Source organism: Priestia sp. SB1 (genome assembly GCF_038898415.1).
Genome location: NZ_JBBJSS010000009.1, coordinates 224,183 through 249,744 on the forward strand (window position 1 = coordinate 224,183; position 25,562 = coordinate 249,744).

The following is a 25,562-nucleotide window of genomic DNA, read 5'->3' on the forward strand; positions in this document are numbered from 1 at the left end:
GTGTGAAAAAGAGTAGTCTTTAGTGGACTACTCTTTTATTTGTTTAAGTCCCGCATTTTTAGAAAAGGAGTGATAACATTGCCGGTTATACAGGGCCCCTCGTCGTATAAGCTTACCGGTCACCTGCAAAAGTTTAGAGAGAACCCCCTGGGTTTTTTGGAAAACTTGACTCAGTATGGAGAAATTGCAACATTTAGAGTTGCGCACAAACGCTTTTATGTAACGAGAGACCCTCAACTTATTAAAGATGTAGTCATTACAAACAGCAAGGCGTTTCAAAAAATTAAACTAACGCACATGTTTAAAACGCTGCTAGGCGAAGAAATGTTATGGACAGATGAAGCATTATACATGAGCCCCATTCAACCCTCACAACTAAAACAACATCTAACTTATAATAAGGAAGCAATCGCAAAAATAATTGAAAAGCATACGGAAACGTGGGAAGAAGGGCAGCTTCGAACGATAGTAAAAGACATAAGACAGATAGTCGTAGCTGTACTCCTTCAACTTGTATTTGGCATTTCGATTGAGGATAAAGACAAAATTCACTATGTTCAAGCACTTATGAGAAAAAAAGAAAAGTTAGGCAAAATTTATATTCGTCTACCCTTGCACCAGCCTGACTCAGATGAGCAGCTAGAACAACTCCTTTTTGAACGCGTTCAAATGCGTGTTCAAAACAAAACCGAAGGAAATGACTTACTGCAGTGTGTATTAAATTCTCACGGGGAAGACATCCATGAAAGAGAAATATACGAACAGCTAAATTCTATATTCCTTTCGATGTATGAAATGATTACGCACGTATGCAGCTGGTCTATTCATTTACTGTCTCAAAATATTAGGGAGCACCTTCAGCTGCATAAAGAAATTCAAGCCTATGCTAGCGGTGAATCGCTTTCAACCAAAAATTTGACCTATATGCGCAAAATAATTGCTGAAAGCATGAGGCTGTATCCGCCTCTTTGGCTATTTGGGCGTCAAGCACGTGAAGATATACAAATAGATGGTTACAGCATTAAAAAAGGGGAGATTATGTTAATTAGCCCTTATATGATGCATCGCCATGAAGATTATTTTTTAGAGCCAAGTGAATTTTTACCTGACCGTTTTGAAAAAGGAGGATCCATTGATGTCCCAAGCTATATGTATATGCCGCTTGGGATTGAGCATCAAGCGGAAAGAGGCATGGACTATATCACTGAAATAGTAACTATTTTTCTGTCAGAAATGACAAAGCGCTTTTTATTTCAACTGACTAAGCCCGAGCCTATTGCTCCGATGGCGGGCGTTATGCTGAATATGAAAGAAGAACTGGATGTGAATGTTCACAAAGTTCACACGCAGTCTTGAATGAACGGGAATCCTTTCCCTCTTTATATCAGGCTGTCAATTTATTGACACATCCTGCATTGAGATTTATCATAGGATAATATTTGATAGAGATTACTGAAGGATTTTTAGAGGGGACTATGGATAAAACAATTAAACAGTTAGTGTCGCTAGTTGAAACATCATTACTAACGCAAGTTAAGATTCAAAGTGAAAGTGACTATGATCCAGTTGAAGTTACGAACAAAACAAAAGAGTGGGTACTTATTGGTAAAGGAAACTATGCCGGTGTGTTTACGCACGAGAATTATCCTGAATTTGTCGTAAAAGTATACGGAAGAGACGTTTATGGTGTAAAAAAAGAAGCGCAAGTGTATAGAAAGCTGGGCGTTCACCCAGCTTATTCTCAACTTTTTCATGAGGGAAAGACGTACTTGATTTTAAAAAGACTTACAGGTGTTACTTTGTATGATGCTGTACAGCGGGGAATAAAGATTCCCGAACAAGTCATAAAAGATGTGAACAAAGCTTTGGACTATGCAAGAAGCCAGGGGTTAAACCCGTATGATGTGCATGGTAAAAATGTCATGATGAAAGATGGAAGAGGGTATGTGGTGGATATTTCTGACTTTTATAAGGAAGGTATTGATAAAAAATGGACAGACCTTGTAAAAGCTTATTACACCTTTTATCCGTTTATTGATAAGTACCATATCCGCTTGCCATACCCGTTGTTAAACGTGATCAGAAAAGCATATCGTCTATATCGTAGAATCAAATCAAAAAGGAGTTTCCGCTAAAGGAAACTCCTTTTTAAGATGAAATACAGCGCAATACATGCTGCTGCTCAAAAGTTGGTTTTAATTTGAATAGAATGGTTTGTAGTATTTCAGATTGATAGACAAATTTTAGCGTATGTTTAAGGGAAAGAGGGTGTAAGAAAGAACGTATTCTTTTTTCAGCATAACGTATCACCTGTTCTTCATAAAATAAAGTACGTGCGGAGATTTTAGCGTGAATATCTTTTGTTAGTTCGATTGTAAACTGGATAATCATTAAATCAGTGTCTTTACAGTATTTTTCTAGTAGCATAATATCACCTCCATTTTGTCAACTCATTTACATAATCTTAATATAAAATTTACAAATGTCAATAAAACACGGAAAAATAAATGGTAAGACTGCTCTTTTTATATGTTGAATAAACAACAACGTTACAGAGGTGAGTAAAGTTGAATATTAACGTCGGGTTTGCAATTTTAGCTGATATTGATAATAAGATGACGGCTGCTATTTATGTGGAAAATCAAATTGTAGCGATTATAGCTGGACCTTCAGATATTCTGTATGAAAAGTTGAAAAAAGTGTTTTTATAATAGAGAAAAGATGTAATTGTAAATATGATTCATAAAAAGCTTAAAAATTCTATGAAATAGTCGAAATAAAAGATGAGGATAAAATACACAAAAAGAAAGAACAGGAAGTTAAGGATAGGAGAATTACATATGGATAAAACATCTTTTATTGGACTGATTTTAGGAATAGCCTCTCTTATTGTAGGCATGTTTTTCAAAGGGGTTAATCCATCTGTGTTAGGAAATCCGGCTGCTATTTTAATTATTATTGTCGGAACCGTCGGAGCAGTAGTGATTGCATTTCCTTCAAATGAAATCAAAAGAGTCCCAAAACTGTTTGGTGTCCTGTTTAAAGAACAAAAAATGCTGCAGCCCGTTGATTTAGTATCCATGTTTTCTGAATGGGGACAAGTTGTTCGAAAAGAAGGGTTACTATCACTTGAAGCCCAAATTATTGATGTAGATGACCCTTTCTTAAAAAATGGTTTGAATTTAGCTATTGATGGTCAAAGTGCGGATTATATACGAGACGTGTTGTCTGAAGAAATTGATGCGATGGAAGAAAGACATCAAACGGGTGCAAGTATTTTCGCTTTAGCAGGTACATATGCTCCAACTCTCGGTGTACTTGGAGCTGTTATAGGGTTAATTGCTGCGCTTGGGAACATGGAAGATACAGATACGCTAGGACATGCGATCAGCGCGGCGTTTGTTGCTACGCTTCTTGGTATTTTTACTGGGTATGTACTATGGCATCCGTTTGCAAATAAACTAAAGCGTAAATCGAAACATGAAGTAAAGGTAAAGTATATGATGATCGAAGGAGTGCTTTCACTTCTAGAAGGAGAAACACCGAAAGTAATTGAGCAAAAGCTGGCTTCCTATTTGCCAACAGCGGAACGTAAAAAGCTTCTTCAAGAAAGCGAAGTGGGCACAAATGAGTAGACGCAGAAAACGAAAGCATGAAGAGGACCATGTTGACGAAAGCTGGCTACTTCCTTACTCAGATTTGCTTACACTTTTACTTGCTTTATTCATTGTATTGTTTGCAATGAGCTCAGTGGATGCGCAAAAATTTAAGAACCTTTCCCGCGCATTTAATGAAGCGTTCGTTGGAGGAACGGGCGTGATGGAATTTCAATCTCTGCAGGAATCTGAAGAAGCGGTTCAGCCTTCAAATACTCCTGCAGCTAAAAGTACGGAAAAAACAAATGAAGTAGAGACAGCTCCTAATCAGTCTCCTGCTTCTTCACAATCGTTAACGAGCGAACAAAAGGAGCAAACCATTCGAGAAGCTGATCAAGAAGAGCTTCAGCAAATTCAATCTAAAATTAATGCGTATATTCAAAAGAAAAACTTAACAAATCAATTACAGACTTCGCTAACCGAGGAAGGTCTCTTAATTTCCATTCGAGACAATGTATTGTTTGATTCGGGAAGAGCACAAGTGCGGAGTGAAGATACAAAAATCGCAAATGATATTTCAGAGCTTTTGGTGATTGATCCTCCTCGTAATATTATTATTAGCGGCCACACCGATAACGTACCTATTCGCAACGCTGGTTTTGAATCCAACTGGGAGTTAAGCGTGATGAGAGCAGTTAACTTTATGAAAGTTATCTTAAAAAACGATAAGCTTAATCCAAGCATGTTCAGTGCAAAAGGATTTGGAGAGTTCAAACCAGTGACATCTAACAATACAGCAGAGGGGCAAGCGAAAAATAGAAGGGTTGAAATATTGATTACTCCTCGTACAATTAAACAGCCGTAAAAGCAGTCCTGCTTTTACGGCTGTTTTTCTATGTGTTATAAAGCTAAGAGTCTTCTCTTTTCAAAGTTTCCTCGTACTAACTTGAGGTCCATTCCATCTAAAATCAAATCAATGAGAGCGCCTTTAAAGACATCTGCTGTTTTTTTCTTATCATTGGACTGCAAATATTGCACGCGATACCACTTGCCTTCAACTTGAAAGTACATAAAACGTCCGTGCGTAAAGTCAATCCAAAACTTGGTAGGTTGTCCATTGAGATTTTTATAAACATATCCCCAGCTTCGTCCTTGGTGAGCGTCCTTCATTTTAGGGCGAGCTGTATTAAATACTTCGTAATATACTTTATGCTTAATATCATAGAGCATCATGTGACAGTCCTCCTATTTATAGACGTGCTAGCAGGTAAAGATATATTTGTATACGACAAGTATACTCAGATGAAAGGAATCGTAGACTATTTTTTTGAGACAAGCAGGAGCAAAGGTAAATGAAAAAGACAGTTTAAATTAGCTCAATCATTCCGCTTTTTTTATACTGTAAATAAATGCGTTAAATAAGGAGGAAAAAATGAGACGAGTAGGCATAGTAGGTGCTGGAATGACGGGCCTTAAAGCAGCGGCTGAATTGCGAAAAGAGGGAATAGAGGTCTTTCTTCTTGATAAGGGAAAAAGTGTAGGGGGACGAATGGCTACCCGACGAGTAGGGGATGGAAAAGCAGATCACGGAGCTCAATTTTTTACAGTGAGATCCGATGAATTTCAACAAGACGTAAATAAATGGATAGGTGATAGAAAGGTTAAGAAGTGGTTTGGTGACCATCACCCTCGGTATCAAAGTCCGAATGGCATGAATGCGCTAGCTAAATATTTAGCTGAAAATCTACGCGTATATGTAAATCGAAAAGTTCAAGCTATTGATTTTCAAAACGGAAGGTATCAGTTATATACAGAAGAAAATGAGATTTTTGAAGCGACTGATATCATTCTTACACCTCCGTCTCCTCAGGTTATTGAGATGCTTAATAACAGCAGGTTACAGGTGGACCAATCTATTCTTAAAACACTGAAATTCAGTCCTTGCTTGGTTGCTATCGTGGAGCTTTACACAGAGACGCTGTTTGGTGATCATGGTCAACTCACGAATCCATCTGGCACAATCCAAAGAATCATTAATCATGAGCAAAAAGGAATATCAAAGACGCCCGTTCTTAGCATATATATGAATAAAGACTGGTCAGAAAAACATGTTGATGAACATGAACGTGAGTTGCTGCCGATGATAAAAAATGAAATAAAAGAATGGATAGGTGCAAATCATATTAAAAGCATCCAGATAAAGAAATGGCGCTATGCAGAGGTTGAACAAGTTCTTCATCAGCCCTTTGCTAAAATTATGCCGTCGCTACTGGTGGCAGGAGATGCTTTTTTAAGAAGGGAAGACGAGACGAATCACTCACGGTTAGAGAGCGCATATTTGTCAGGCAAATCGGCAGCCGCTGAATTAATGGAAAAGAACATCTAGAAAAAGGAGGGACCAAGAAGTGAAAAATAATTGGATAATGAAACAAACGTGGAAAGATTTACTGTTTATTCATTGGCCTGTAGATCCGGCATTTTTGGCTTCTTTATTGCCGAGTCAGTTAGAGCCTGACACCTATAATGGTCAAGCGTGGATTGCGCTTGTGCCTTTTACGATGACAGACATTCGATTCAAAGGAACGCCTGCCGTGCCCATCTTTTCACGGCTATATGAGCTAAATGTGCGTACCTATGTTACATATAAAGGGGAAAAAGGCGTTTATTTTTTTAGTTTAGACGCAAGCAATCCACTAGGAGTATGGATTGCTCGTCAGTTTTTTCACTTGCCTTATTACCACGCTGCTATGACATTCAACAAAACTCAGAACTATATTTCTTTTCAGTCAGTTCGAACGCACAGAGACTCAAAAAAAGAGCGAGTAAAGCTTACATATAGAGGTACTTCTCCGTCCTATCGCAGTAAAAAAGGAGAATTAGCTCATTGGCTTACAGAGCGCTATTGCTTATTTACCACTCATCAAGGAAATGTCTACAGAGGAGACCTTTATCATGATCCTTGGGAGCTGCAAAAAGGAGAGTGTGAAATAAGAGATGATTCTATCACTCAGCCTTTTTTGCGTCCGGCGGACTATCATAATTTAACTGTACACTACGCAAAGAAAGTAACTGCTTATTTTTACCCGTTTAAGAAAGTATAGGCATCAAAACAAAATTAAAAAATCTTCATAGCCTTCTTCTTTAAGCTTCTCTTTTGGAATAAAGCGAAGAGCCGCAGAATTTACTTGATAGTATTCGCTGTTTTCTTCTGTTAAAAGTAAACCAAGATAGTTATCTCCTTCTTTGCTTTTTAGCGCTGTTGAATGCTGAGCCGGCACTTTTTTTATGTTTCCGTATAAGATAGGACGCTTAAAAATGGGCCAGCCTGTATGAGAAGGAAGCTGATCTGACGTTTTGAACAGTGCTTCTCCAGTTAGAAGGTCAACGTAAATTCCTTTTTTTTTGTTATTCCAATATAAATTTGTAAAAGGGGGTTCGGTTCCGTTTTCCTGCGTAACAAAATATTGCATAGGCGTTAGGAACTTTTTAAGGTAAGAGCGGTCCTTGGGCCAATGCTGCGTCAGAAAATCAGTTCGCCCCGAGCCTTCTTTGTATAATTTATAGTGAAATGCATTTTTTCGATAATAATCCTGCTGCTGTTCTTCTGCTTCGTAAAAAGAAGAAAAAGGTAAAATAGGTGTGACGATAGGGTTCTTAAAACGTCCGCTTTGGGCGAGCTTTCTTTTAGAATCGAGAGCCACTTCTTTTTGCTTTTCGTTATGATAAAAAATAATGGCTCGATACGATGGTCCGCGGTCTGAAAACTGTCCGGCGGAATCCGTAGGGTCAATTTGCTGCCAATACAGGTTAAGCAGCTCTTCAAACGTAATTTGAGAAGGATCCCATACAATTTGCACGGCCTCTACGTACTCGCTTTCCTGTTTAGCTTCAGAAGCGATTTGTTCATCTCTAGCGTAGCCCGAGCGGATACTAATGATTCCTGTAAGCTGATCAAAAGGAGCGACCATGCACCAAAAGCATCCTCCTGCAAACGTTGCATATTCTTTCATGTTACTTTCCTCTTTTCGTTGAATAAAATAAATGAAAATATATTTATATATTAAAATGTATAAACAAACAGAAAGCGCTTTATAACGAGTCTTGTAAGAAAGCACACTCTTATGGTATTATGACCACTGGATAAAAGAAAGATGGCTTATTGTTTACGCGAGTATCCTTATTTTATGTTCTTAAAAAGATGCAGTTTATTGTTTAAGTACTCATAGAAATACATACGTTGGAGCAGTAAGAGGAACAATTAAAAAATAAGGACGTTTTGCTCTTAAACGATACCACATTCCAGAATCTACATACCAGTTTAGGAGGAGCTAGTTTGAACACAACCCGTTTACCATCTATGTGGGAAATAATGATTGTGCTTGCTTTATTTTTAGCTGTTGTTATTTCGTTTGCAACTGTTTTTGATTTACCTATTCAGCTCGCTTTATTTATTTCATGGTTTATTGTTATGGCGCTAGGAGTACGACTTGGATATACGTATAATCAGCTGCAAGGGGCCATTACAAGAGGAATATCAAACGGCTTAGAAGCTATTTTAATTTTATTAGCCGTCGGTACGTTAATTGGAACATGGATTGCCGGAGGAGTTGTTCCTTCTCTCATTTATTTTGGATTAGAGTTTATTAATCCAACATTCTTTTTACTTGCTACACTTATCATTTGCTCTATTACCTCGATTTCAACAGGAACATCTTGGGGAACGGTTGGTACAGCCGGAATCGCGATGATGGGAATCGGACAAGGCTTAGGTATGCCGCTTCCTTTAGTAGCTGGAGCCGTGATTTCAGGAGCTTATTTTGGAGACAAGCTTTCTCCTCTTTCTGATAGTACCATTTTATCTGCGTCAATGGCCCGAGTGAACGTTATCGATCACGTAAAAGCAATGTTAGTATTGGATATTCCTGCTTATCTCATTACGGCAGTATTATTTACGGTAACAGGGTTTATGTATGGGGGAAAAGATTTTGATGCTGGACGGGTAGAAGAATTAAAATCTTCGCTGTTGGATACATTTCACATCAGCGGGTGGATGCTGATTCCGGCTTTGGCTGTCATTGTCCTTTTAGCATTAAAGAAACCTTCTCTTCCAGCAATTGCGGTTGGTTCATTATTAGGAATTATATGGGCAGTTGTCTTTCAACATATGGATGTGGCGAGCGCATTTAATACGGCTTATGAAGGATTTAAAATTAATACCGACAACACATTTTTAAGTGAGCTATTAAATCGTGGCGGAATTTTAAGCATGGTCGGTTCTATTATTGTCATTATTTTTGGACTAGGATTTGGCGGGTTATTAGATGAGCTCGGCGTCTTAGAAGTCCTGCTATCTAAATTTGAAAAAATTCTTGTCAATTCAGGAAACGTTACGGCTTCTACTATTTTCGTTGGATTATTAGGAAATATATTTGGTTGTGCGATGTATGTTTCATTAATTTTAACACCGAAAATTATGGAGAAAAGTTACGATAAGTTAAGAATACAGCGTCTAGTGCTTGCCCGTAACTCAGAAGTAGGGGGAACCTTAACTTCTGGAATGGTTCCGTGGACGGATAACGGTGTATTTCTAGCTACAACGCTTGGGATCTCTACATTCGCTTATCTGCCGTTTATGTGGCTCAGTTTTGTCTCTATTATTTTGGCGATTGTTTACGGATATACAGGGAAATTCATTTGGTACGTAAAAGAAGAAAAACAGCGTTCTGCTATAGCAAAATAAAAGAGGCTGGGACAAAAGAGTTTTAGTTGAAGAAAAATCCGAACGATGAATTGAGATTCTTAATGAAGAATCCACTTCGTTCGGATTTTTTCATTGGTATGATAAACGTAGGTTTCATGTATTTCGTTTCTTCTAGCTGTTGATCGAATTGATTTAGTTATGTCTCGAGTTTTTTTTGATCAAATCATTTCTGGGTATTCGATTTTCCAGTGAACATTTTGAAGGTAAAGCTGAACATCGGCCTTTTTTTTCTGCTGCAGAAGTTTTAGAATATGGCGGTGATGTTCATTCATTACGCGTAAAATGGCGTATAGCTCTTTGGTGTCATCGCTAAAGTACGTTTGTCTGATGAATCCGTCTTGTAAAGACATAAGCTGTTCTTTTAAGGTCACATTATCGCATCGGTTCAAATATACTCGATGAAAATACGTTTGATATTTTTGATAATCCTGATAATTTTCTGATTCAATCGAAACATCGATTTTTTTAATAAGCTCATCCATCTTCGTAAAATCTTCTTCAGTTAAGTGATCAATGGACAAGGCAGCTGCCAGACCATCTAAAGCACCGACGATTTCAAATACTTCTAGTTTTTTTTGTGTATCAATTTCCTTTACAGTAAACCCTCTGCGCGGTCTGTATTCTAATAGGTTGTCTGAAGCTAATTTAATAAGCGCTTCTCTTACAGGCGTTCGGCTGACATTCAGCTGAGAACAAATACTGGCTTCATTTATTTTGTCGTTAGGCAGCAGTGTACCTTCTTGAATTTGACTTGCTATGTAGTTATATACATGATCTTTTAATGAATGATAAATCATAGGCCCCTTGTTCATTGTTTCCCCCTAAAATAAATATCGCATCAGCCGTTCTTTCTCTTCATGTCATGGTGATGAAAGAGTATAAAAATAGCAAGAAAGAACGTACAGGTGTAAAAATAATCATATCATATCACTTCATTTAATCTTAGTTAGAATATAAAAAAATAGAATTATTGAAATATTTTTTACTATTCATTGTTGTAAAAAATCTGAAAAATGATATAATCGTAAAAAGATTTAAGAAGTGTATATTGTATACAATATACAAAATTCGTACATATCGAAGAAATAGAGCCTATTCCTGAAGAGAAGAGACTATAGAGAATATGTAAAAAAACCAAGTTTTTGGATGGGTTTACTATAAAAAAGGAGGTACATAATGGGTGAGAATACAACATCTATGAATCAGTTACAAAGAAAAATGAAAAGCCGTCATTTATTTATGATTTCCCTTGGCGGTGTTATCGGTACGGGGTTGTTTCTTAATTCTGGCTATACAATTAATGCAGCAGGTCCTGGGGGAACGCTCCTTGCTTATTTAATCGGTGGATTAATTATGTATTTAGTCATGATATGTCTAGGGGAACTAAGCGTAGCAATGCCTGTGTCAGGATCATTTCAAGTATACGCTACAAAGTTTATAGGGCCGGGAACTGGTTTTGCGGTGGGCTGGCTCTACTGGCTGACTTGGGTAGTATCTGTCGGTTCGGAGTTTACAGCGTCTGGGCTGCTTATGCAAAGATGGTTTCCTGACGTTTCGGTTTGGATATGGAGCGCGCTGTTTGCTCTTTTATTATTTGGTTTAAATGCAACATCTGTACGTTTTTTCGGCGAAACAGAATTTTGGTTTTCAAGTATTAAAGTATTAACGATTATTGTATTTATTATTTTAGGCGCAGCAGCGATGTTTGGATTCATTCCCCTTAGCGGTCATGAAAAAGCGCCGATGCTTTCTCATTTTACAGGAGAGGGCGGTTTATTTCCAAATGGACTTATGCCTGTATTAATTACGATGGTTTCCGTGAGTTTTGCTTTTTCAGGAACAGAATTAATTGGTATTACGGCGGGAGAAACAGAAGATCCAGAAAAGAACATACCTCGAGCCATTAAAAATATCATTTGGCGTACATTCTTCTTCTTTATTGGCGCCATGTTTGTACTATCTGGGTTGATCTCATGGAAACAAGCAGGAGTGTTAGAAAGTCCTTTTGTGACGGTGTTTGATCAAATAGGTATTCCTTATGCAGCAGATATTATGAACTTGGTTATTTTAACAGCTTTACTATCAAACGCTAATGCAGGCTTATATGCATGCTCGAGAATGCTCTGGTCATTATCCGATCAAAAAATGGTTAGCAGCTGGTTAGGGAAAGTAACGTCTAAAGGAGTTCCATTTAATTCGTTGCTTATCAGCATGGGAGTGGCTTGTCTGTCCTTGCTGTCAAGCGTGGTTGCACCAACTACTGTTTACTTAGTATTAGTTTCTATTTCTGGATTTGCGGTGGTAGCTGTATGGATGGCTATTGCAGCTTCTCATTTTATGTTCAGAAGACGCTATATTAAAGAAGGAAATGATGTATCAAAGCTTGTTTACAAAGCTCCTTTATATCCTCTCGTTCCTATCTTAGCATTCGTTTTATGCTTTGCTGCTTGTGTAGGACTTGCTTTTGATAAGAGTCAGCGTATCGCATTATACTGCGGTATCCCGTTTGTCCTTTTTTGTTATCTGTTTTATTATTTAAAAAGTAAAAAAGAAAACGGAAAAGATGACAGTCAGCCTATAGCAAAATAAAAAGCAGAAGACCTAGGTCTTCTGCTTTTTTTTGCAATACAAAAACACCCTATCCATCCGTACTGGTTAAGTGTCCCGCAACAAGCGAAATTGAATTGGATAGGGTGCGTATCTATATAGTAGAGAAAGAGGCGCCATTTGTCAAACTTATTTAGCGGCGCCTTATTTAAAAATAGAAAAAAGAAAAGTTTTCACTGTTTTTTCATTTTCACTATGTATAGTAGGGGATGTAAAGAAAAGATATTCGCAGCAGCACGTCGTACAAATCCATAGAACGTAAAAGAAAGGAGGAAGTCAAATGGCTAAGCGGGATGCGTATTTTGATAACGTGAAATTTATCTTAATTGTACTGGTAGTGTTTGGCCATTTGTTAACTCCCTTCATTAATGATGAACAGTGGTTACGAACACTCTACATATTTATTTATACTTTTCATATGCCAGCGTTTATTTTAATAAGCGGATATTTTGCAAAGGGATACCGAAAGAAAGGATATATGTGGAAGATGGCGAAGAAAGTATTACTTCCTTATATTATCTTTCAACTTATCTATGCGGTATATGATTATAAACTGTATGATGAATCGTCATTTGAAGTTTCAGTATTTCAGCCAGCTTGGTCACTGTGGTTTTTACTAAGTTTATTTTGTTGGAATGCGATGCTGTTCATTTTTACAAAGATCAAATATCCTTTAGCCGTCGCGGCAGTTTTAGGAATTATGATTGGCTTATGTGAACCGCTAGAAACAACGTTAAGTCTTTCTAGAACATTTGTATTCTTCCCCTTCTTCTTAGCAGGGTTTTATATGAAAAAAGAACATTTTAAAAAGTTGACGTCTGTTTCTTGTAAGAAAATAGCTGGAGGCACATTGCTCATTATTGCTCTGTGGATCCAGTACGTAGCACCGGATTTTGAGAAAGAGTGGCTATTTGGTTCAAAATCTTATGCCTCCTTAGGTGTAAATCAAGTAGAGGGAATGATCATTCGTACACTATTTTATAGCATCAGCTTAGCGATGACGGTTTCCTTTTTAGCTTTGATCCCTATACAGACGATGTCTTTTACATCTCGAGGTGCTCAAACCTTTTATGTGTATTTGCTACATGGATTTCTGATTAAATATATTCGCTTATCTTCTTTTGGAGAATGGATAGAAAGTGTACAAGGATACAGCATTCTTTTGATTGGAGCTTGTGGAGTGGCGTGGCTGTTGTCGAGTAAATACGTATCTACGATTGCAAGGCCTTTAATTGAGCTTAAACCGTTACCAACGCGCAAAAGTTTAAGTTTAGGTAAGTAATGAGAAATGGAAAAGGAGTTTAATGATGTCTAAAAACAAAATAATTATGATTATCGCAGCCGTTGTCATTATTGCTGCAGTAGCTATTGGTGCCGTAGCAATGAATAAATCAAAGGTAGTTGCTACCGTTGGTGATGAAAAAATCACAAAAGATCAGCTGTATGATGCTCTTCTTGCTCAAGGAGGATCAAGCGTCCTTGATTCACTAATCGAACAAAAAGTCATTTCAAAAGAAGCAGCTAAACAAAATATTAAAGTAACCGATAAAGAAATTAATGCTGAATTAGAAAACCTTAAAAGTCAGTACGGTGGAGAAGATGCACTAAATCAAGCATTAGCATCTAGCGGTGTAAAATTGTCAGAGCTGAAAAAAGATTTAAAGACGAATATTGAAGCAAAAAAAATGGTCGAGTCGACTATTAATATTAAAGATAGTGAAATGAAATCGTACTTTAATCAAAATAAAGATTCACTAGCTACAGAAGCACAGGTAAAAGCTAGTCATATCTTAGTAGCAGACGAAAAAACAGCAAAAGAAGTAAAGGAAAAGCTTGATAAAGGAGAAGATTTTGCAAAGCTAGCAAAAGAATATTCAACGGATACAGCTTCTAAATCAGATGGCGGAAACCTTGGATACTTCAAAAAAGGCGATATGGTCGAAGCTTTTGCCAACAAAGCATTTTCAATGAAGGTAAATGAAGTAAGTGATCCTGTTAAAACAGAATACGGTTACCATATTATTAAAGTAACAGGCAAAAAAGAAGCGCAAAAAGCAACATATGAAAACAGCAAAGCAAAAATCAAGCAAACGCTGCTTGATCAAAAATACCAAACAGAGTATCCAACATGGTTACAAAAGCTAAAGAAAAAGTATGATATTACAAACAAACTTGATTCATAAATAATACCTTAACGAAATGAGGGGATGGATATGAAACAAACAGCGTCTTATAGCAAATTAGAAAAAATCGTCGAACAATTGAAGCACAGAGGTGTACGAGCTGAAATATGCCGGCGTGTTGTAAAGGTCACAGAAACTGTTAATGGATCAAATCCTTCATATTCAAATCAAATCGTTAGTCATTCATAAAAGTACAAAAGACGCGAACGGCTGAACAGCAGTTTGCTCTCGTTCTTAATACAGGTAGGGAAAATTAAAATGAAAAGAGATCAGTAGAGGCAGCTTGTTTCTGCTGATTCTTTTTGTATAATAAAGTAAACAAAAGGATGCAGGGAAATGTATCAAACGAAGGAAGGAGTTACGCAGAATGAACGTACTGCTAGCAGAAGATGATTTGCAGCTAGGTGAATTAGTTAGTTATATGCTGAAGAAAAAAGGAGGCTATAACGTCGAATGGGTGACGGAAGGGAATGATGCATATGACTATGCATCTGAAGCACATTATGATGTGTTAATTCTTGACTGGATGATGCCCAATGGAGACGGAATCGATGTATGTAAACGTCTAAGAAAAGAAGGATACGCCGGGGCCATTCTTATGTTAACAGCAAAAGATGCGGTTCAAGATCGTATACAAGGCTTAGATGCGGGAGCGGATGATTACGTTATTAAGCCATTTGAAATTGACGAGCTGCTTGCAAGGCTTCGCGCTTTGGCTCGTCGTAATTATGCACCAATTTTAGAAGAAGAAGTAGAGATTGCCAGCATGATATTAAAAAGAGCAAGTCAAACCGTGCAGTTTGACGAGGAGTTTATTCAATTAAGTCCTCGTGAATTTCAACTGCTAGATTTTTTAGTAAAAAACAAAGGACAAGTTCTTTCTCGAGATATTATTTTAGACCGGGTATGGGGATATGAATCAGATGTTTCCATTAAAACGATTGATGCGACGGTTAAACTTTTGCGGAAAAAACTAGAGAAATTCAACAAACAGGATCTTATTCAAAGCATTCGCGGAGTAGGCTACAAAATTGAAAGCTAAACTCCTTACAAGAGCTAAACAGAAAGTAAAACAAAAAGTAAAGCAAGATTTATTCAGCCAGACGCAAAATCGTTTAACATTCCGATATAGCGCATTGCTGATGCTGTTTCTGCTATTATTCGTATTTATTGTTTATGCATTGGTGTATGTGGTTGTATCCAACAGTCAGCAGCAAAACTTAAATAGCATGCTAAAGCAAGAGTCTCGAATTGTCCAAAGCATCTTAATTAAACAAGCGGTAAACAGCTCGAATCAGCAGTCAAAAGAAGAGTACAAAAACATTGTCGTAGCCGGTGAAGATCAGTTTTTTTATTATGTCATCAGTCCTGAAGGGGATCTTATTATGGGAAACGAAGCGAGTGAGCGGCTTCGCTCTAACTTGTTAGATTTAATTGATGGGTGGATCCCTATTGAAAATGAAGTGAGGAAAGAACGAATAAAAGCTCCCCGTCCTAGTTTTGAACACATTGAAGGAGTAAAAGGGCAAAACGGGGAAGGCAGAATAGATATTGATTTGATGATGGCGGGTGAACCTATTTTTTATAAAGGTCAATTTTTAGGGATGCTTTATATTGGAAAAGACGTTTCATTTCTTTATCAGCTGTTAAAGTGGCTCCTTATTATTATGCTGAGCCTTACCGTCCTGTTTGTAGGAGTAGCCATTTATATCAGCCGCTTAATGTCAAAACGTGCCATGGTCCCAATTGAAACAGCTTTCCAAAAGCAAAAAGAGTTTGTGGCGGATGCATCCCATGAGTTAAGAACGCCGCTTAGCGTTATGCTTTCTTCTATCAACGCTTTAGAAATGCAGGAGGAAGTAACAGAAGATCCTTTTTCTAAAAAATTAATCAATAATATGAAAGCTGAAGTGAAGCGCATGACGAGTCTCGTCAGTGATTTGCTTACGCTTGCACGCTCAGACTCTAATAAAGTAGAAAAAGCAATGATGCCCTTTGATATTACGGACGCGGTGCAAAAGGTAATGGAATCCGTTGAAACCCTAGCGGTTTCTAAACATATTGATTTGCAGCTGGATACACCGGAAAAATTAGTGGTAACTGGAGATCAAGAGCGTCTAACTCAGCTGATTTACATTTTGTTAGATAATGCGATTAAATATACGACTCCTCATGGCAGTGTAAACATTCAAGTAGTTCAGCACGGGAGTGAATGTATATTAAAAGTACGTGATACGGGCGTTGGGATCCATCCAGATGAAAAGGATCGAATCTTTGACCGCTTTTATCGTGCTGACAAATCGCGTTCCCGTCAAATGGGAGGTCACGGGCTAGGCCTAGCAATCGCTAAATGGATCGTAGAAACACATAAAGGCAAAATTGATGTAGAAAGTGAACAAGAAAAAGGAAGTACATTTACAGTAAGGTTGCCAATGTCACAAAAAGTAAAAAAGAGTTAAAAGAGACTGTGACAAAATTAGTTGAAGGAAGATCCGAACAAGTTTGATTCTTGATGGAGAATCAAACTCGTTCGGATTTTTTTATGGTTAGAGTGGAGGTAGGTTTCATTTATCCAATTTGTTCGTCCGTTGATTTAGTTATGTCTCCATCTCTTTTCAGTTAGTGAAAGTGACCAAATGAAAAAGAAAAGTTTAGACAAAATGGCGAATGAAAAAATCGGATAATTCAGTTATATTAACTGACGTAATAATCAGTCTGTGTGTCAGGGTTCTTTACAATGATAAAGACTTTTTAAAGGAAACAGTGCATGATAGAACAATAGCAGACTACTTCGTTTAACAAAAAGATGAAGTAAGTAAAGGGGAGTTTGATAATATGTACGATTTAATTATTCGGGATGGTTCGGTCGTATTAGAAGACGAAATAGTAAAAGCGGACATAGGTGTTAAAAAAGGAAAGATTGCAGAAATAGCGCAAGGTGTTAGCATACCAGCAAAAAAATACGTAGATGCTAAAGGCAAATATGTTCTGCCTGGAATGATTGATATTCATGTGCATTTTGATGAACCGAGCCGAGACCATTGGGAAGGGTTTGACTACGGTTCAGCATCTATGGCCGCAGGAGGCTGCACTACATATTTTGATATGCCTTTAAACGGCGTTCCTCCTACCGTAACAGAAGCAGCGCTGTGGGAAAAGAAAAAGCTGGCTGATCAAAAGTCAGTAGTAGATTACGGTCTATGGGGAGGGTTGGTTCCTGGTAATAAAGAAGAATTAGCCAAAATGGCTCATTCGGGTGTAATAGGTTTTAAAGCATTTATGTCAGAAGCAGGTTCTGAATTTGATTTCTCAGATGACCTCACATTATACGAAGGAATGAAAGAGATTGCAAAACTAAATAAAGTGCTTGCCCTGCATGCTGAAAGAAATGACTTAATACAAAAGCTTGAACAGGCTAAACAGAAGCAAAAGCAAACGGCTATTAAAGATTATTTAGAAACGAGACCGGTTGTAGCAGAAGTAAACGCAGTAAAGCAAGCGCTTGAGTACGGTGAAGAAACGGGATGTCCGCTTCACTTTGTACACATTAGCAGCTATGAAGCAGTGCAGCTTATTACGGAAGCAAAGAAGAATGGAATGAACGTTACGCTGGAAACTTGTCCGCATTATTTACTTTTTACAGAGGAAGACTTTAAAGAAATTGGCGTAACGGCTAAGTGTGCACCTCCTCTTCGCAGCAGGAGTCAAAAAGAAAAATTATGGGCATGTATTCAATCAGAAGAAGTAGATATGATTTCTTCGGATCATTCTCCTTGCCCGATTGAGTTAAAAACAGCTCATCAGAATGATTTATTTAAAGTTTGGGGTGGAATATCAGGCGGTCAGTACTCTTTGCAAGCAATGATTAGTGAAGGAGCGATCACTAGAGGGATTTCTCTTTCTCACATTTCAAAGCTTGTATCAACCAATCCAGCTAAACGATTCGGCTTATATCCCAAAAAAGGAAGCATTTTGCTAGGAGCCGATGCGGATTTGGTTATCGTTGATCTGGATCAAACTGAAAAAGTGACAAAAGAAGGAATGGTTTTCAAACATAAGCACAGTATATATGAAGGAACGGTATTTAATAGCGTTATTTTAACTACCATTAATAGAGGAACGATTGTATACACTAAAGAAGAAGGTGTGTTTCCTCTTCACAAAGGACAAATGGTAAATGGTGAATACGTAAAATTGTAGGCACAGTAAAAAAGAGATGAAAAATAAACCTTTTATCTCTTTTTTTACATAAAAAAATGAGGATGACTTATATTAAAAGTATTACATAGGTGAAAAAAGAGTATCTACTATAACAAAAGAGACATTTTTAAAGAAGGTTTTATTATTTTAAAAAAGTATATTTTTGATTGAGGGAAGCATAATTTAAAAAGAATAAAGCTTCTTTTTAAATATAAAGAAAAATTTCCCAAAAAGAAAAATATTATCTGGTTGTATGAAAAGTAGATAATCAGATGCTTTATAATCAAGGGTTTTGTATAAAAAAATTTTCAAAAAGATATTTTAAGAAAGGAAATCTTGATTTAAAGCTTTTTATAGGTGCAATTTTATAATGAAAAACCGTATATTATGCACTCATTGTAAAATTCTGATATTGACAGAATCATTTTATAAGAATAAAATTTTCTTGTTTCTATTTTTTTATATCATCATAATTTTTTGACAGTTTTGTCTATGGTGGTTTACGGTTGAAAGAGAGGTTAAGGAATATGTCGGTAGAGAGAGAAAAAGTGTATGAAACAGTTCCTCAAAAAGGATTCTTCGGACATCCTAAAGGTTTATTTACCTTGTTCTTTACAGAATTCTGGGAGCGTTTTTCATACTATGGAATGCGTGCGCTACTTGTATTGTACATGTACGATACAATTGCAAACGGTGGATTAGGAATGGAACAAGGAACCGCTTTAGCGATCTTTTCTATTTATGGTTCTCTTGTTTATATGTCTGGAATTATTGGCGGTTGGATTGCAGACCGCATTTTAGGTACGTCTAATACGGTGTTTTACGGCGGTATATTTATTATGCTCGGACATCTAGTGCTTGCATTGCCAGCAGGTGTAACAGCGCTGTTTATTTCAATGTTCTTGATTATCATTGGAACAGGTTTATTAAAACCAAACGTTTCAAGCGTTGTGGGCGATATGTATAGCCCGACTGATAACCGTCGAGATGCTGGATTTAGTATCTTCTACATGGGTGTAAATGCAGGGGCATTTATCGCGCCGCTAGTTGTTTCAACAGTAGGTGAAAAATATAATTATCACTTAGGTTTTGGAATCGCAGCAGTAGGAATGCTTTTAGGTCTAATTGTATTTATGGCTACACGAGGTAAAACCTTAGGTCGTGCAGGCAGACAAGTTCCAAACCCTTTAAAACCAGAAGAACGCAAAAAAGTTTTTGGTACTATTGCACTTGCTGTAGTTGTACTTGCTATCTTTATTGTACTGACTTCTTTAGCAGGTATTTTAACAGTTGAAGGCGTTATTTTATTTGTAAGTATTTTAGCGATTGTTATTCCTATTATTTACTTTGTGGTTATGTATAAAAGTCCCAAGACAACAGCTGATGAGCGTTCACGCGTATTAGCTTATATCCCTCTTTTTGTTTCTGGAGTAATGTTCTGGGCAATTCAAGAGCAGGGGTCAACAATTTTAGCAACGTATGCAAAAGATCATACACAGCTAACGTATGGCGGCTTTAAAATTCCAGTTGGCTGGTTCCAATCGTTAAATCCGTTATTCATTATTATATTTGCTCCAGTTTTTGCAGCAATTTGGGTGAAATTAGGAAACAGACAGCCTTCTACACCAAAGAAATTTTCATTAGGACTTTTATTTGCAGGGCTTTCTTTCCTTGTCATGGTTATCCCGGCTAGTATTCATGGAAATGAAACGTTAGCGAGCCCGCTATGGCTAGTGTTAAGCTTCTTCTTAGTTGTAGTTGGAGAGCTTTGTTTATCACCAGTAGGATTATCAACTACAACAAAACTAGCACCTGCAGCGTTTTCGGCTCAGACAATGAGTTTATGGTTCTTAACAAGCGCAGCGGCGCAGGCAATCAATGCTCAGCTTGTTCAATACTATGAAAACATTTCGCAAGTTGTTTATTTTGCTGCACTGGGCGGAGTATCGGTCATTTTAGGTGTAATTGTACTAATGATTTCGCCAAAAATTCAGCGTTTAATGAAAGGTGTTCAATAAAAAAAACCGTCCTTAAGGGCGGTTTTTTTTATGATTTATTTGAAAAAATATTCATGAAGGAGGCGTATGTCTGATCGTCCTCACCCTCATAGAACGCAAGATTTAAAAGTCTGTTAAGTTCGTTTGTTGATTTTTCAGTTTCTGCAATAATTTGATGCATATGAGCAATCTTAGACATGGATCCGTTGCCATAAGCATTTTTAATTTGATTTAATGTTAAATGGAGCGATAAGACCTCTCGGCGAAGAGCTTGTCTTAATTCAGAGGAAGCAGGGATAAAAAAGCGTTTATAAAAATAACTGGCTTCTTCAAACACCAATTCTCCATTCTCTAGCTCTTTAGACGCAATTTCTTTAATCTCTTGATCGTCTAATCGACTGGCCGCTTCTTCGATAAGAAATCCAAAAATAATAGCTGTATCTGGTTTTAACATATAATAACCTCCATTATTATAAAAAAGAACTATGTAGTTTATATGTATAGATAGAAAGGAAAGAATATTCATAGTAATTCACTAATCAGCATAGACAAAAAAATAAAAAATATTCTTTTATAGGCAAACTAAAATTATTTCAAAATAAATTTTTTATAATTAAACATTTTTTCCATATTAAAGGATTGTTTTGACTTTCCAAAAGAGATGAATAGAATAAAGAAGGTTCTTAGTACCTATATAAAAAGAAAATTGATAAAAGATATTAAATTCAGAAATTTCTACCTCTTTATAACTAAAAAATTGCTCTACTAAAATAGTTGACAGCAGAAATAGATAGGCATAAAATATACTATTGTCAAATGAATTAGCAATCTATTCATAAAAAGTTAACGGACATTTGAATAATATGAGTAATATCCATATAAGGTATCAATTACTTAAATCTAACCAACTTGTATGCTTGTCATACAAGTCTACAGAAAGGAAGATAGTCGTATGCGCAACGTATTTTTTACAGATAATGAAACAATTGAAACGACTTTACGTGGGAAAGAAATTTTAGGAGCTCCAATGTTAAACAAAGGAGTAGCTTTTACAAAAGAAGAGCGTAAAACGTTAGGATTAGAAGGTTTACTTCCTCCAATGACTTTAAGTTTAGATGAGCAGGCAAAACGTGCATATGAGCAATTTTTAGCTCAGGCAGATAACCTTGGTAAGAATGTGTATTTAAACGATTTACAGAACCGTAATGCTGTATTATTTTATCGTTTATTGCAAGATCACTTAAAAGAAATGCTTCCGGTTGTTTATACACCAACAGTTGGACAAGCAATCCAAGAATACAGCCACGAATATCGCCGTCCGGGTGGCGTATACTTGTCAATCGATAATGTAGAAGGCATTGAAGAAGCTCTTAAAAATATCGATGCAAATAGTGAAGACATTGATTTAATGGTTATTACAGATTCAGAAAGTATTTTAGGAATTGGTGACTGGGGCGTTGGTGGTATTAATATTGCTATCGGTAAATTAGCCGTGTACACAGCTGCAGCAGGAATCGATCCAAGCAGAGTACTTCCAGTTGTTCTTGATGTAGGAACAAACAATGAAAAATTATTAAATGATCCTTTATATATCGGAAACCGCCATGAACGTATCCGCGGTGAGCGCTATGATCATTTCGTAGATCAATTTATTTCAAAATCTCTTGAAATATTCCCTAATGCACTGTTACACTGGGAAGATTTCGGTAATGTAAATGCTCGTAATATTATTAACAAGTACGGAAAAGAAATTCTAACGTTTAATGATGATATTCAAGGCACAGGTGCCGTAACGCTTGCCGCTATTTTCTCAGCAGTTCAAGTGTCTAAAATGCCACTTCGTGACCACCGTGTTTTAATCTTTGGACCAGGTACAGCAGGTATCGGTATTGCAGATCAAGTACGTGATGCAATGGTATTAGACGGGATCACAGAAGATGAAGCATACAAAAACTTCTGGGCAGTCGATTTCCGAGGCCTTTTAACAGATGACATGGACGACTTATTAGGTTTCCAAACGCCTTATGCACGAAAAGCAGAAGAAGTGAAGGACTGGAACCGTGAAGAAGACAAAATTTCTCTTTTAGAAGTTGTCAGACAAGTTAAGCCAACAATCTTAATTGGTACGTCTGGTGTAGCAGGCGCATTCTCAGAAGAAATCGTAAAAGAAATGGCGAAGCATGTAGAACGCCCAGCTATTTTACCAATGTCAAATCCAACTCCGCTTGCGGAAGCTACTCCTGAAAACCTATTAAATTGGACAGAAGGAAAAGCACTTGTAGCGACTGGAAGTCCGTTTGAACCAGTTAACTACGACGGTGTGGAATATGAAATTGGTCAATCTAATAATGCTTTTGTTTTCCCTGGTCTTGGTCTTGGATCAATCGTGGTAAAAGCAGAAGTTATTACAGACAGCATGTTCGCAGCATGTGCACACGCTGTAGCTCAAATGGTAGACAGCAGCAAACCAGGAGCTTCATTACTACCACGCGTAGAAGAATTACGTGAAGTATCATATAACGTTGCTTTAGCGGTTGCTAACGCAGCAATTAAAGATGGCGTTGCAAAAGAAGTTCCAACAGATGTAAAAGCGGCAGTAAAAGCAGCAATGTGGGAACCAACATACAAAGAAATTAAAGCTTTAGAAACAGTAAATGCTTAATTTTTAGATAGAAAAAGCACAGCTTCTGAAAAAAGAAGCTGTGCTTTTTTTAGTTACAAAAATAATTCTTAAGTTACATAACGTATATAGTTTTTTTAAACTTGTGTATGATTCTCTATATTAGAACTACAGGGGGTTATGAGATGAATACAGCACGTAAATTGGAAACGTTTACTCAAGATTCACAGCCTGAAAATAAGGGTTTTTGGAACCGAATCAACAATATTAAAGTAGGAGTTATTCCTCTACCGCTATACGTTTTACTTGCATTAATTGTATATGGCGCGGCCGTTTACAACGAACTTCCTCCAGATATGATTGGCGGATTTGCGATTATTATGGTAATGGGAATGCTGCTTGGTGATTTAGGATTAAAAATTCCGATTTTAAAAGATATTGGCGGACCAGCTATTTTATCACTGCTTGTACCTTCCGTATTAGTTTTTTATAATGTTTTAAATCCCGCGTCTATGGAAGCGGTAACAACTTTGATGAAAACATCAAACTTTTTATACCTTTATATTTCTTGTTTAGTAGCCGGAAGTATTCTGGGCATGAACCGTAAAGTTTTAATTCAAGGCTTTACACGTATGTTCGTACCGCTTGTGTTAGGTACGCTAGCCGCTGTAGCTGCAGGCGTAGCCGTTGGGATGTTATTTGGTTACGGAGCAAAACATACATTTTTCTATATTGTTGTACCAATCATTGGAGGAGGAATTGGTGAAGGTATTTTACCGCTTTCACTTGCTTATTCTCAAATTTTAGGTAGTTCAGCAGAATCTTTTGTGTCGCAAATGATTCCAGCTGCTGTTATTGGAAACATCGTTGCTATCGTATGTGCTGGCTTAATGAAACGTCTAGGAGAGAAAAAGCCAGAATTAACAGGTAATGGAGTTCTTGTGAAGACAAAAGGCGGAGATGGCATCTCAGAAGATACAAATATCAAGAAACCAGTAGATTTTTCGTTAATGGGCGCAGGTCTTTTAATTGCATGTAGTTTCTTTATTTTCGGAGGCTTAGCACATAAGTTTTTAGGAATTCCAGGTCCAGTTTTAATGATCGTAGCGGCAACGCTAGTCAAATGTTTACAAGTAATGCCTGCTAAGATGGAGCAAGGTGCTTACCATATGTACAAATTCATTTCTACGAGCTTGACATGGCCGTTAATGGTAGGCCTAGGAATTTTGTATATTCCTCTTGAAGATGTAGTGAAAATTGTGACACCAGGTTATGTAGTCGTATGTGCAGCAGTTGTTATGGCTATGGTAGCAACCGGTTATTTTGTAGGTAAAATGATGAAAATGCATCCGGTGGATGCAGCAATTGTAACCGGCTGTCACAGCGGTTTAGGAGGTACGGGAGACGTAGCGATTTTATCAGCTTCCAACCGTATGTCACTTATGCCATTTGCTCAAGTAGCAACAAGACTTGGAGGCGCTTCCACTGTTATTTTAGCTACGCTTCTTATGAAACTTTTAGGAGTATAAAATCAAAACAAAAAAGCAGCTCGGTTCGTACGAGCTGCTTTTTTTGTCTTATGAAACACTAACAGGTTTTAAGATGAGTTCTTCCACAACTTTTGCCACACCGTCGTTCATGTTTGTATCTGTTACGTGGTTGGCTTTTTCTTTAATATCTTCAGGAGCATTTCCCATTGCTACGCCAAGTCCAGCAAATTCAATCATGGCAAGATCATTATAACTGTCGCCAATAGCAATCACTTCATCGCGTGTAATGCCAAGCTGTTGAATTAATAAATGTAAGCTTGTCCCTTTTGTGACACCTTCTTCTGTAAATTCAAGGAAGTATGGTTTAGAGCGCATTACGCTTAGCTCTCCTTGAAGCTGCTTTTGAAGTTTCTTTTCCACATGAACTAGCTTTTCCGGCTCTGCCAGCATGAGTACTTTTACAACAGGTTCTGTAACGGCATCAGTAAAAGATGAAACAACACGGATCGGCAGACCTGTAATGTCACTTTCAATATCCGTAAATTTATTTTCTACTTCAGTTATAATTTCATCTCCAACGTACGTATGAATTAAGACGCCTTCTTCGCGGCTAATATGGTCGAGACGTGCAACGGTTCTCGGAGATAATGTGCTGCTAAATAGCTCTTCATTTGTTAAGCAATTAATAATTTTCGCCCCATTAAACGATAAAATAAAGCTTCCGTACTTTTCTAATTCTAGTTCTTTGGCGATGTGAACCATTCCGTAAGTTGGTCGGCCAGAAGCAAGTACAACTTTTACTCCTGATTCTTGCGCCTTCATTAATGCTTCTTTCGTGCGCGGAGAAATAGTGTGATCATCGCATAATAGTGTATCATCCAAATCTAAAACAATCATTTTGTAAGGCATAATTTTAAATTCCCTTCTTCTACTAGACTCATATCTTCATATGGTACTATAAAAAAACGTTTGATTCAATTTAATGATTTTTTGAAAACAAGAAGCATGCGTATACTTTGTTTGAACGCCTCGTAAGTAGATGAAACAAAGAACTTGAGACATAGCTAAAACAGCCCAATCAATAGCTAAAAGCAATTAAACACATGAA

24 protein-coding genes are annotated in these 25,562 nt (G+C 37.2%); 18 read left to right on the top strand and 6 right to left on the bottom strand.

The window, feature by feature from the left end:
• The first annotated feature begins 69 nt into the window (after window positions 1–69).
• Window positions 70–1,356: a cytochrome P450 gene (locus WKH56_RS28915; protein ID WP_080968672.1), complete on the top strand. Its 1,287-nt coding sequence runs from the start codon at window positions 70–72 to the stop codon at window positions 1,354–1,356.
• A gap of 119 nt (window positions 1,357–1,475) precedes the next feature.
• Complete coding sequence (locus WKH56_RS28920) at window positions 1,476–2,135, top strand: serine/threonine-protein kinase (RefSeq protein WP_028413611.1); 660 nt, start codon at window positions 1,476–1,478, stop codon at window positions 2,133–2,135.
• A gap of 13 nt (window positions 2,136–2,148) precedes the next feature.
• On the opposite strand, the gene WKH56_RS28925 is transcribed toward WKH56_RS28920, so the two are convergent.
• Window positions 2,149–2,427, bottom strand: coding sequence for a hypothetical protein (locus WKH56_RS28925; protein WP_014460422.1), 279 nt, complete (start codon window positions 2,425–2,427; stop codon window positions 2,149–2,151).
• A gap of 140 nt (window positions 2,428–2,567) precedes the next feature.
• On the opposite strand from WKH56_RS28925, the gene WKH56_RS28930 reads away from it, so the two are divergent.
• From WKH56_RS28930 to motB, 3 genes are all read left to right on the top strand, one after another.
• Entirely contained in the window at window positions 2,568–2,711 is a 144-nt protein-coding gene (locus tag WKH56_RS28930; RefSeq protein ID WP_014460421.1) for a hypothetical protein, read from the top strand.
• Between the two features lie 129 nt (window positions 2,712–2,840).
• The gene (motA, locus tag WKH56_RS28935; RefSeq protein ID WP_033578789.1) at window positions 2,841–3,635 is read left to right on the top strand and encodes a flagellar motor stator protein MotA; all 795 of its coding nucleotides are present in this window, start codon (window positions 2,841–2,843) and stop codon (window positions 3,633–3,635) included.
• Window positions 3,628–4,461 (top strand): flagellar motor protein MotB, encoded by an 834-nt coding sequence (motB, locus tag WKH56_RS28940; protein WP_025752068.1) that lies wholly within the window; start codon window positions 3,628–3,630, stop codon window positions 4,459–4,461. Before motA ends, motB begins: the two co-directional genes overlap by 8 nt.
• Before the next feature lie 35 nt (window positions 4,462–4,496).
• Here the strand turns inward: motB and WKH56_RS28945 are convergent, their stop codons facing one another.
• Window positions 4,497–4,829: a hypothetical protein gene (locus WKH56_RS28945; RefSeq protein WP_033578790.1), complete on the bottom strand. Its 333-nt coding sequence runs from the start codon at window positions 4,827–4,829 to the stop codon at window positions 4,497–4,499.
• A 199-nt stretch (window positions 4,830–5,028) separates the two neighbouring features.
• Between WKH56_RS28945 and WKH56_RS28950 the strand changes: the two genes are divergently transcribed.
• Both WKH56_RS28950 and WKH56_RS28955 read left to right on the top strand, forming a co-directional pair.
• On the top strand, window positions 5,029–5,982 hold the full coding sequence (locus tag WKH56_RS28950; RefSeq protein WP_342837161.1) for an NAD(P)/FAD-dependent oxidoreductase: 954 nt from the start codon (window positions 5,029–5,031) through the stop codon (window positions 5,980–5,982).
• Window positions 5,983–6,001: 19 nt separating this feature from the next.
• Entirely contained in the window at window positions 6,002–6,697 is a 696-nt protein-coding gene (locus WKH56_RS28955; protein ID WP_221833449.1) for a YqjF family protein, read from the top strand.
• Between the two features lie 3 nt (window positions 6,698–6,700).
• Here the strand turns inward: WKH56_RS28955 and msrA are convergent, their stop codons facing one another.
• Window positions 6,701–7,606, bottom strand: coding sequence for a peptide-methionine (S)-S-oxide reductase MsrA (gene msrA, locus WKH56_RS28960; protein ID WP_033578792.1), 906 nt, complete (start codon window positions 7,604–7,606; stop codon window positions 6,701–6,703).
• Between the two features lie 323 nt (window positions 7,607–7,929).
• Between msrA and nhaC the strand changes: the two genes are divergently transcribed.
• The gene (nhaC, locus tag WKH56_RS28965) at window positions 7,930–9,336 is read left to right on the top strand and encodes a Na+/H+ antiporter NhaC (protein WP_028413606.1); all 1,407 of its coding nucleotides are present in this window, start codon (window positions 7,930–7,932) and stop codon (window positions 9,334–9,336) included.
• A 179-nt stretch (window positions 9,337–9,515) separates the two neighbouring features.
• Here the strand turns inward: nhaC and WKH56_RS28970 are convergent, their stop codons facing one another.
• On the bottom strand, window positions 9,516–10,169 hold the full coding sequence (locus WKH56_RS28970; RefSeq protein WP_048021259.1) for a GntR family transcriptional regulator: 654 nt from the start codon (window positions 10,167–10,169) through the stop codon (window positions 9,516–9,518).
• Window positions 10,170–10,533: 364 nt separating this feature from the next.
• Here WKH56_RS28970 and WKH56_RS28975 point away from each other — a divergent pair, with 364 nt between their 5' ends.
• The 8 genes from WKH56_RS28975 (at window position 10,534) to WKH56_RS29010 (ending at window position 20,365) form a co-directional block, all read left to right on the top strand.
• On the top strand, window positions 10,534–11,946 hold the full coding sequence (locus WKH56_RS28975) for an amino acid permease (protein WP_034269273.1): 1,413 nt from the start codon (window positions 10,534–10,536) through the stop codon (window positions 11,944–11,946).
• A 298-nt stretch (window positions 11,947–12,244) separates the two neighbouring features.
• Complete coding sequence (locus WKH56_RS28980) at window positions 12,245–13,246, top strand: acyltransferase family protein (RefSeq protein ID WP_048021257.1); 1,002 nt, start codon at window positions 12,245–12,247, stop codon at window positions 13,244–13,246.
• A gap of 25 nt (window positions 13,247–13,271) precedes the next feature.
• Window positions 13,272–14,147, top strand: a complete 876-nt coding sequence (locus WKH56_RS28985) for a peptidylprolyl isomerase (protein ID WP_048021256.1) — start codon at window positions 13,272–13,274, stop codon at window positions 14,145–14,147.
• A 30-nt stretch (window positions 14,148–14,177) separates the two neighbouring features.
• Entirely contained in the window at window positions 14,178–14,336 is a 159-nt protein-coding gene (locus WKH56_RS28990; RefSeq protein WP_155017217.1) for a hypothetical protein, read from the top strand.
• 178 nt (window positions 14,337–14,514) lie between these two features.
• The gene (locus WKH56_RS28995) at window positions 14,515–15,189 is read left to right on the top strand and encodes a response regulator transcription factor (protein WP_028413601.1); all 675 of its coding nucleotides are present in this window, start codon (window positions 14,515–14,517) and stop codon (window positions 15,187–15,189) included.
• The gene (locus WKH56_RS29000; RefSeq protein WP_048021254.1) at window positions 15,179–16,606 is read left to right on the top strand and encodes a sensor histidine kinase; all 1,428 of its coding nucleotides are present in this window, start codon (window positions 15,179–15,181) and stop codon (window positions 16,604–16,606) included. Before WKH56_RS28995 ends, WKH56_RS29000 begins: the two co-directional genes overlap by 11 nt.
• Window positions 16,607–16,982: 376 nt before the next feature.
• Window positions 16,983–18,347, top strand: coding sequence for an allantoinase (locus WKH56_RS29005; RefSeq protein ID WP_048021252.1), 1,365 nt, complete (start codon window positions 16,983–16,985; stop codon window positions 18,345–18,347).
• A gap of 527 nt (window positions 18,348–18,874) precedes the next feature.
• Entirely contained in the window at window positions 18,875–20,365 is a 1,491-nt protein-coding gene (locus WKH56_RS29010) for a peptide MFS transporter (RefSeq protein ID WP_048021250.1), read from the top strand.
• A 28-nt stretch (window positions 20,366–20,393) separates the two neighbouring features.
• Here the strand turns inward: WKH56_RS29010 and WKH56_RS29015 are convergent, their stop codons facing one another.
• Window positions 20,394–20,798, bottom strand: coding sequence for a hypothetical protein (locus WKH56_RS29015; protein ID WP_048021248.1), 405 nt, complete (start codon window positions 20,796–20,798; stop codon window positions 20,394–20,396).
• Between the two features lie 498 nt (window positions 20,799–21,296).
• Between WKH56_RS29015 and WKH56_RS29020 the strand changes: the two genes are divergently transcribed.
• Together WKH56_RS29020 and WKH56_RS29025 are read left to right on the top strand one after the other, a co-directional pair.
• The gene (locus tag WKH56_RS29020) at window positions 21,297–23,006 is read left to right on the top strand and encodes an NAD-dependent malic enzyme (protein WP_034269256.1); all 1,710 of its coding nucleotides are present in this window, start codon (window positions 21,297–21,299) and stop codon (window positions 23,004–23,006) included.
• 143 nt (window positions 23,007–23,149) lie between these two features.
• On the top strand, window positions 23,150–24,493 hold the full coding sequence (locus WKH56_RS29025; RefSeq protein WP_028413595.1) for a 2-hydroxycarboxylate transporter family protein: 1,344 nt from the start codon (window positions 23,150–23,152) through the stop codon (window positions 24,491–24,493).
• Between the two features lie 48 nt (window positions 24,494–24,541).
• Here the strand turns inward: WKH56_RS29025 and WKH56_RS29030 are convergent, their stop codons facing one another.
• Window positions 24,542–25,363 (bottom strand): Cof-type HAD-IIB family hydrolase, encoded by an 822-nt coding sequence (locus tag WKH56_RS29030; protein ID WP_048021246.1) that lies wholly within the window; start codon window positions 25,361–25,363, stop codon window positions 24,542–24,544.
• Window positions 25,364–25,562 lie beyond the last annotated feature (199 nt).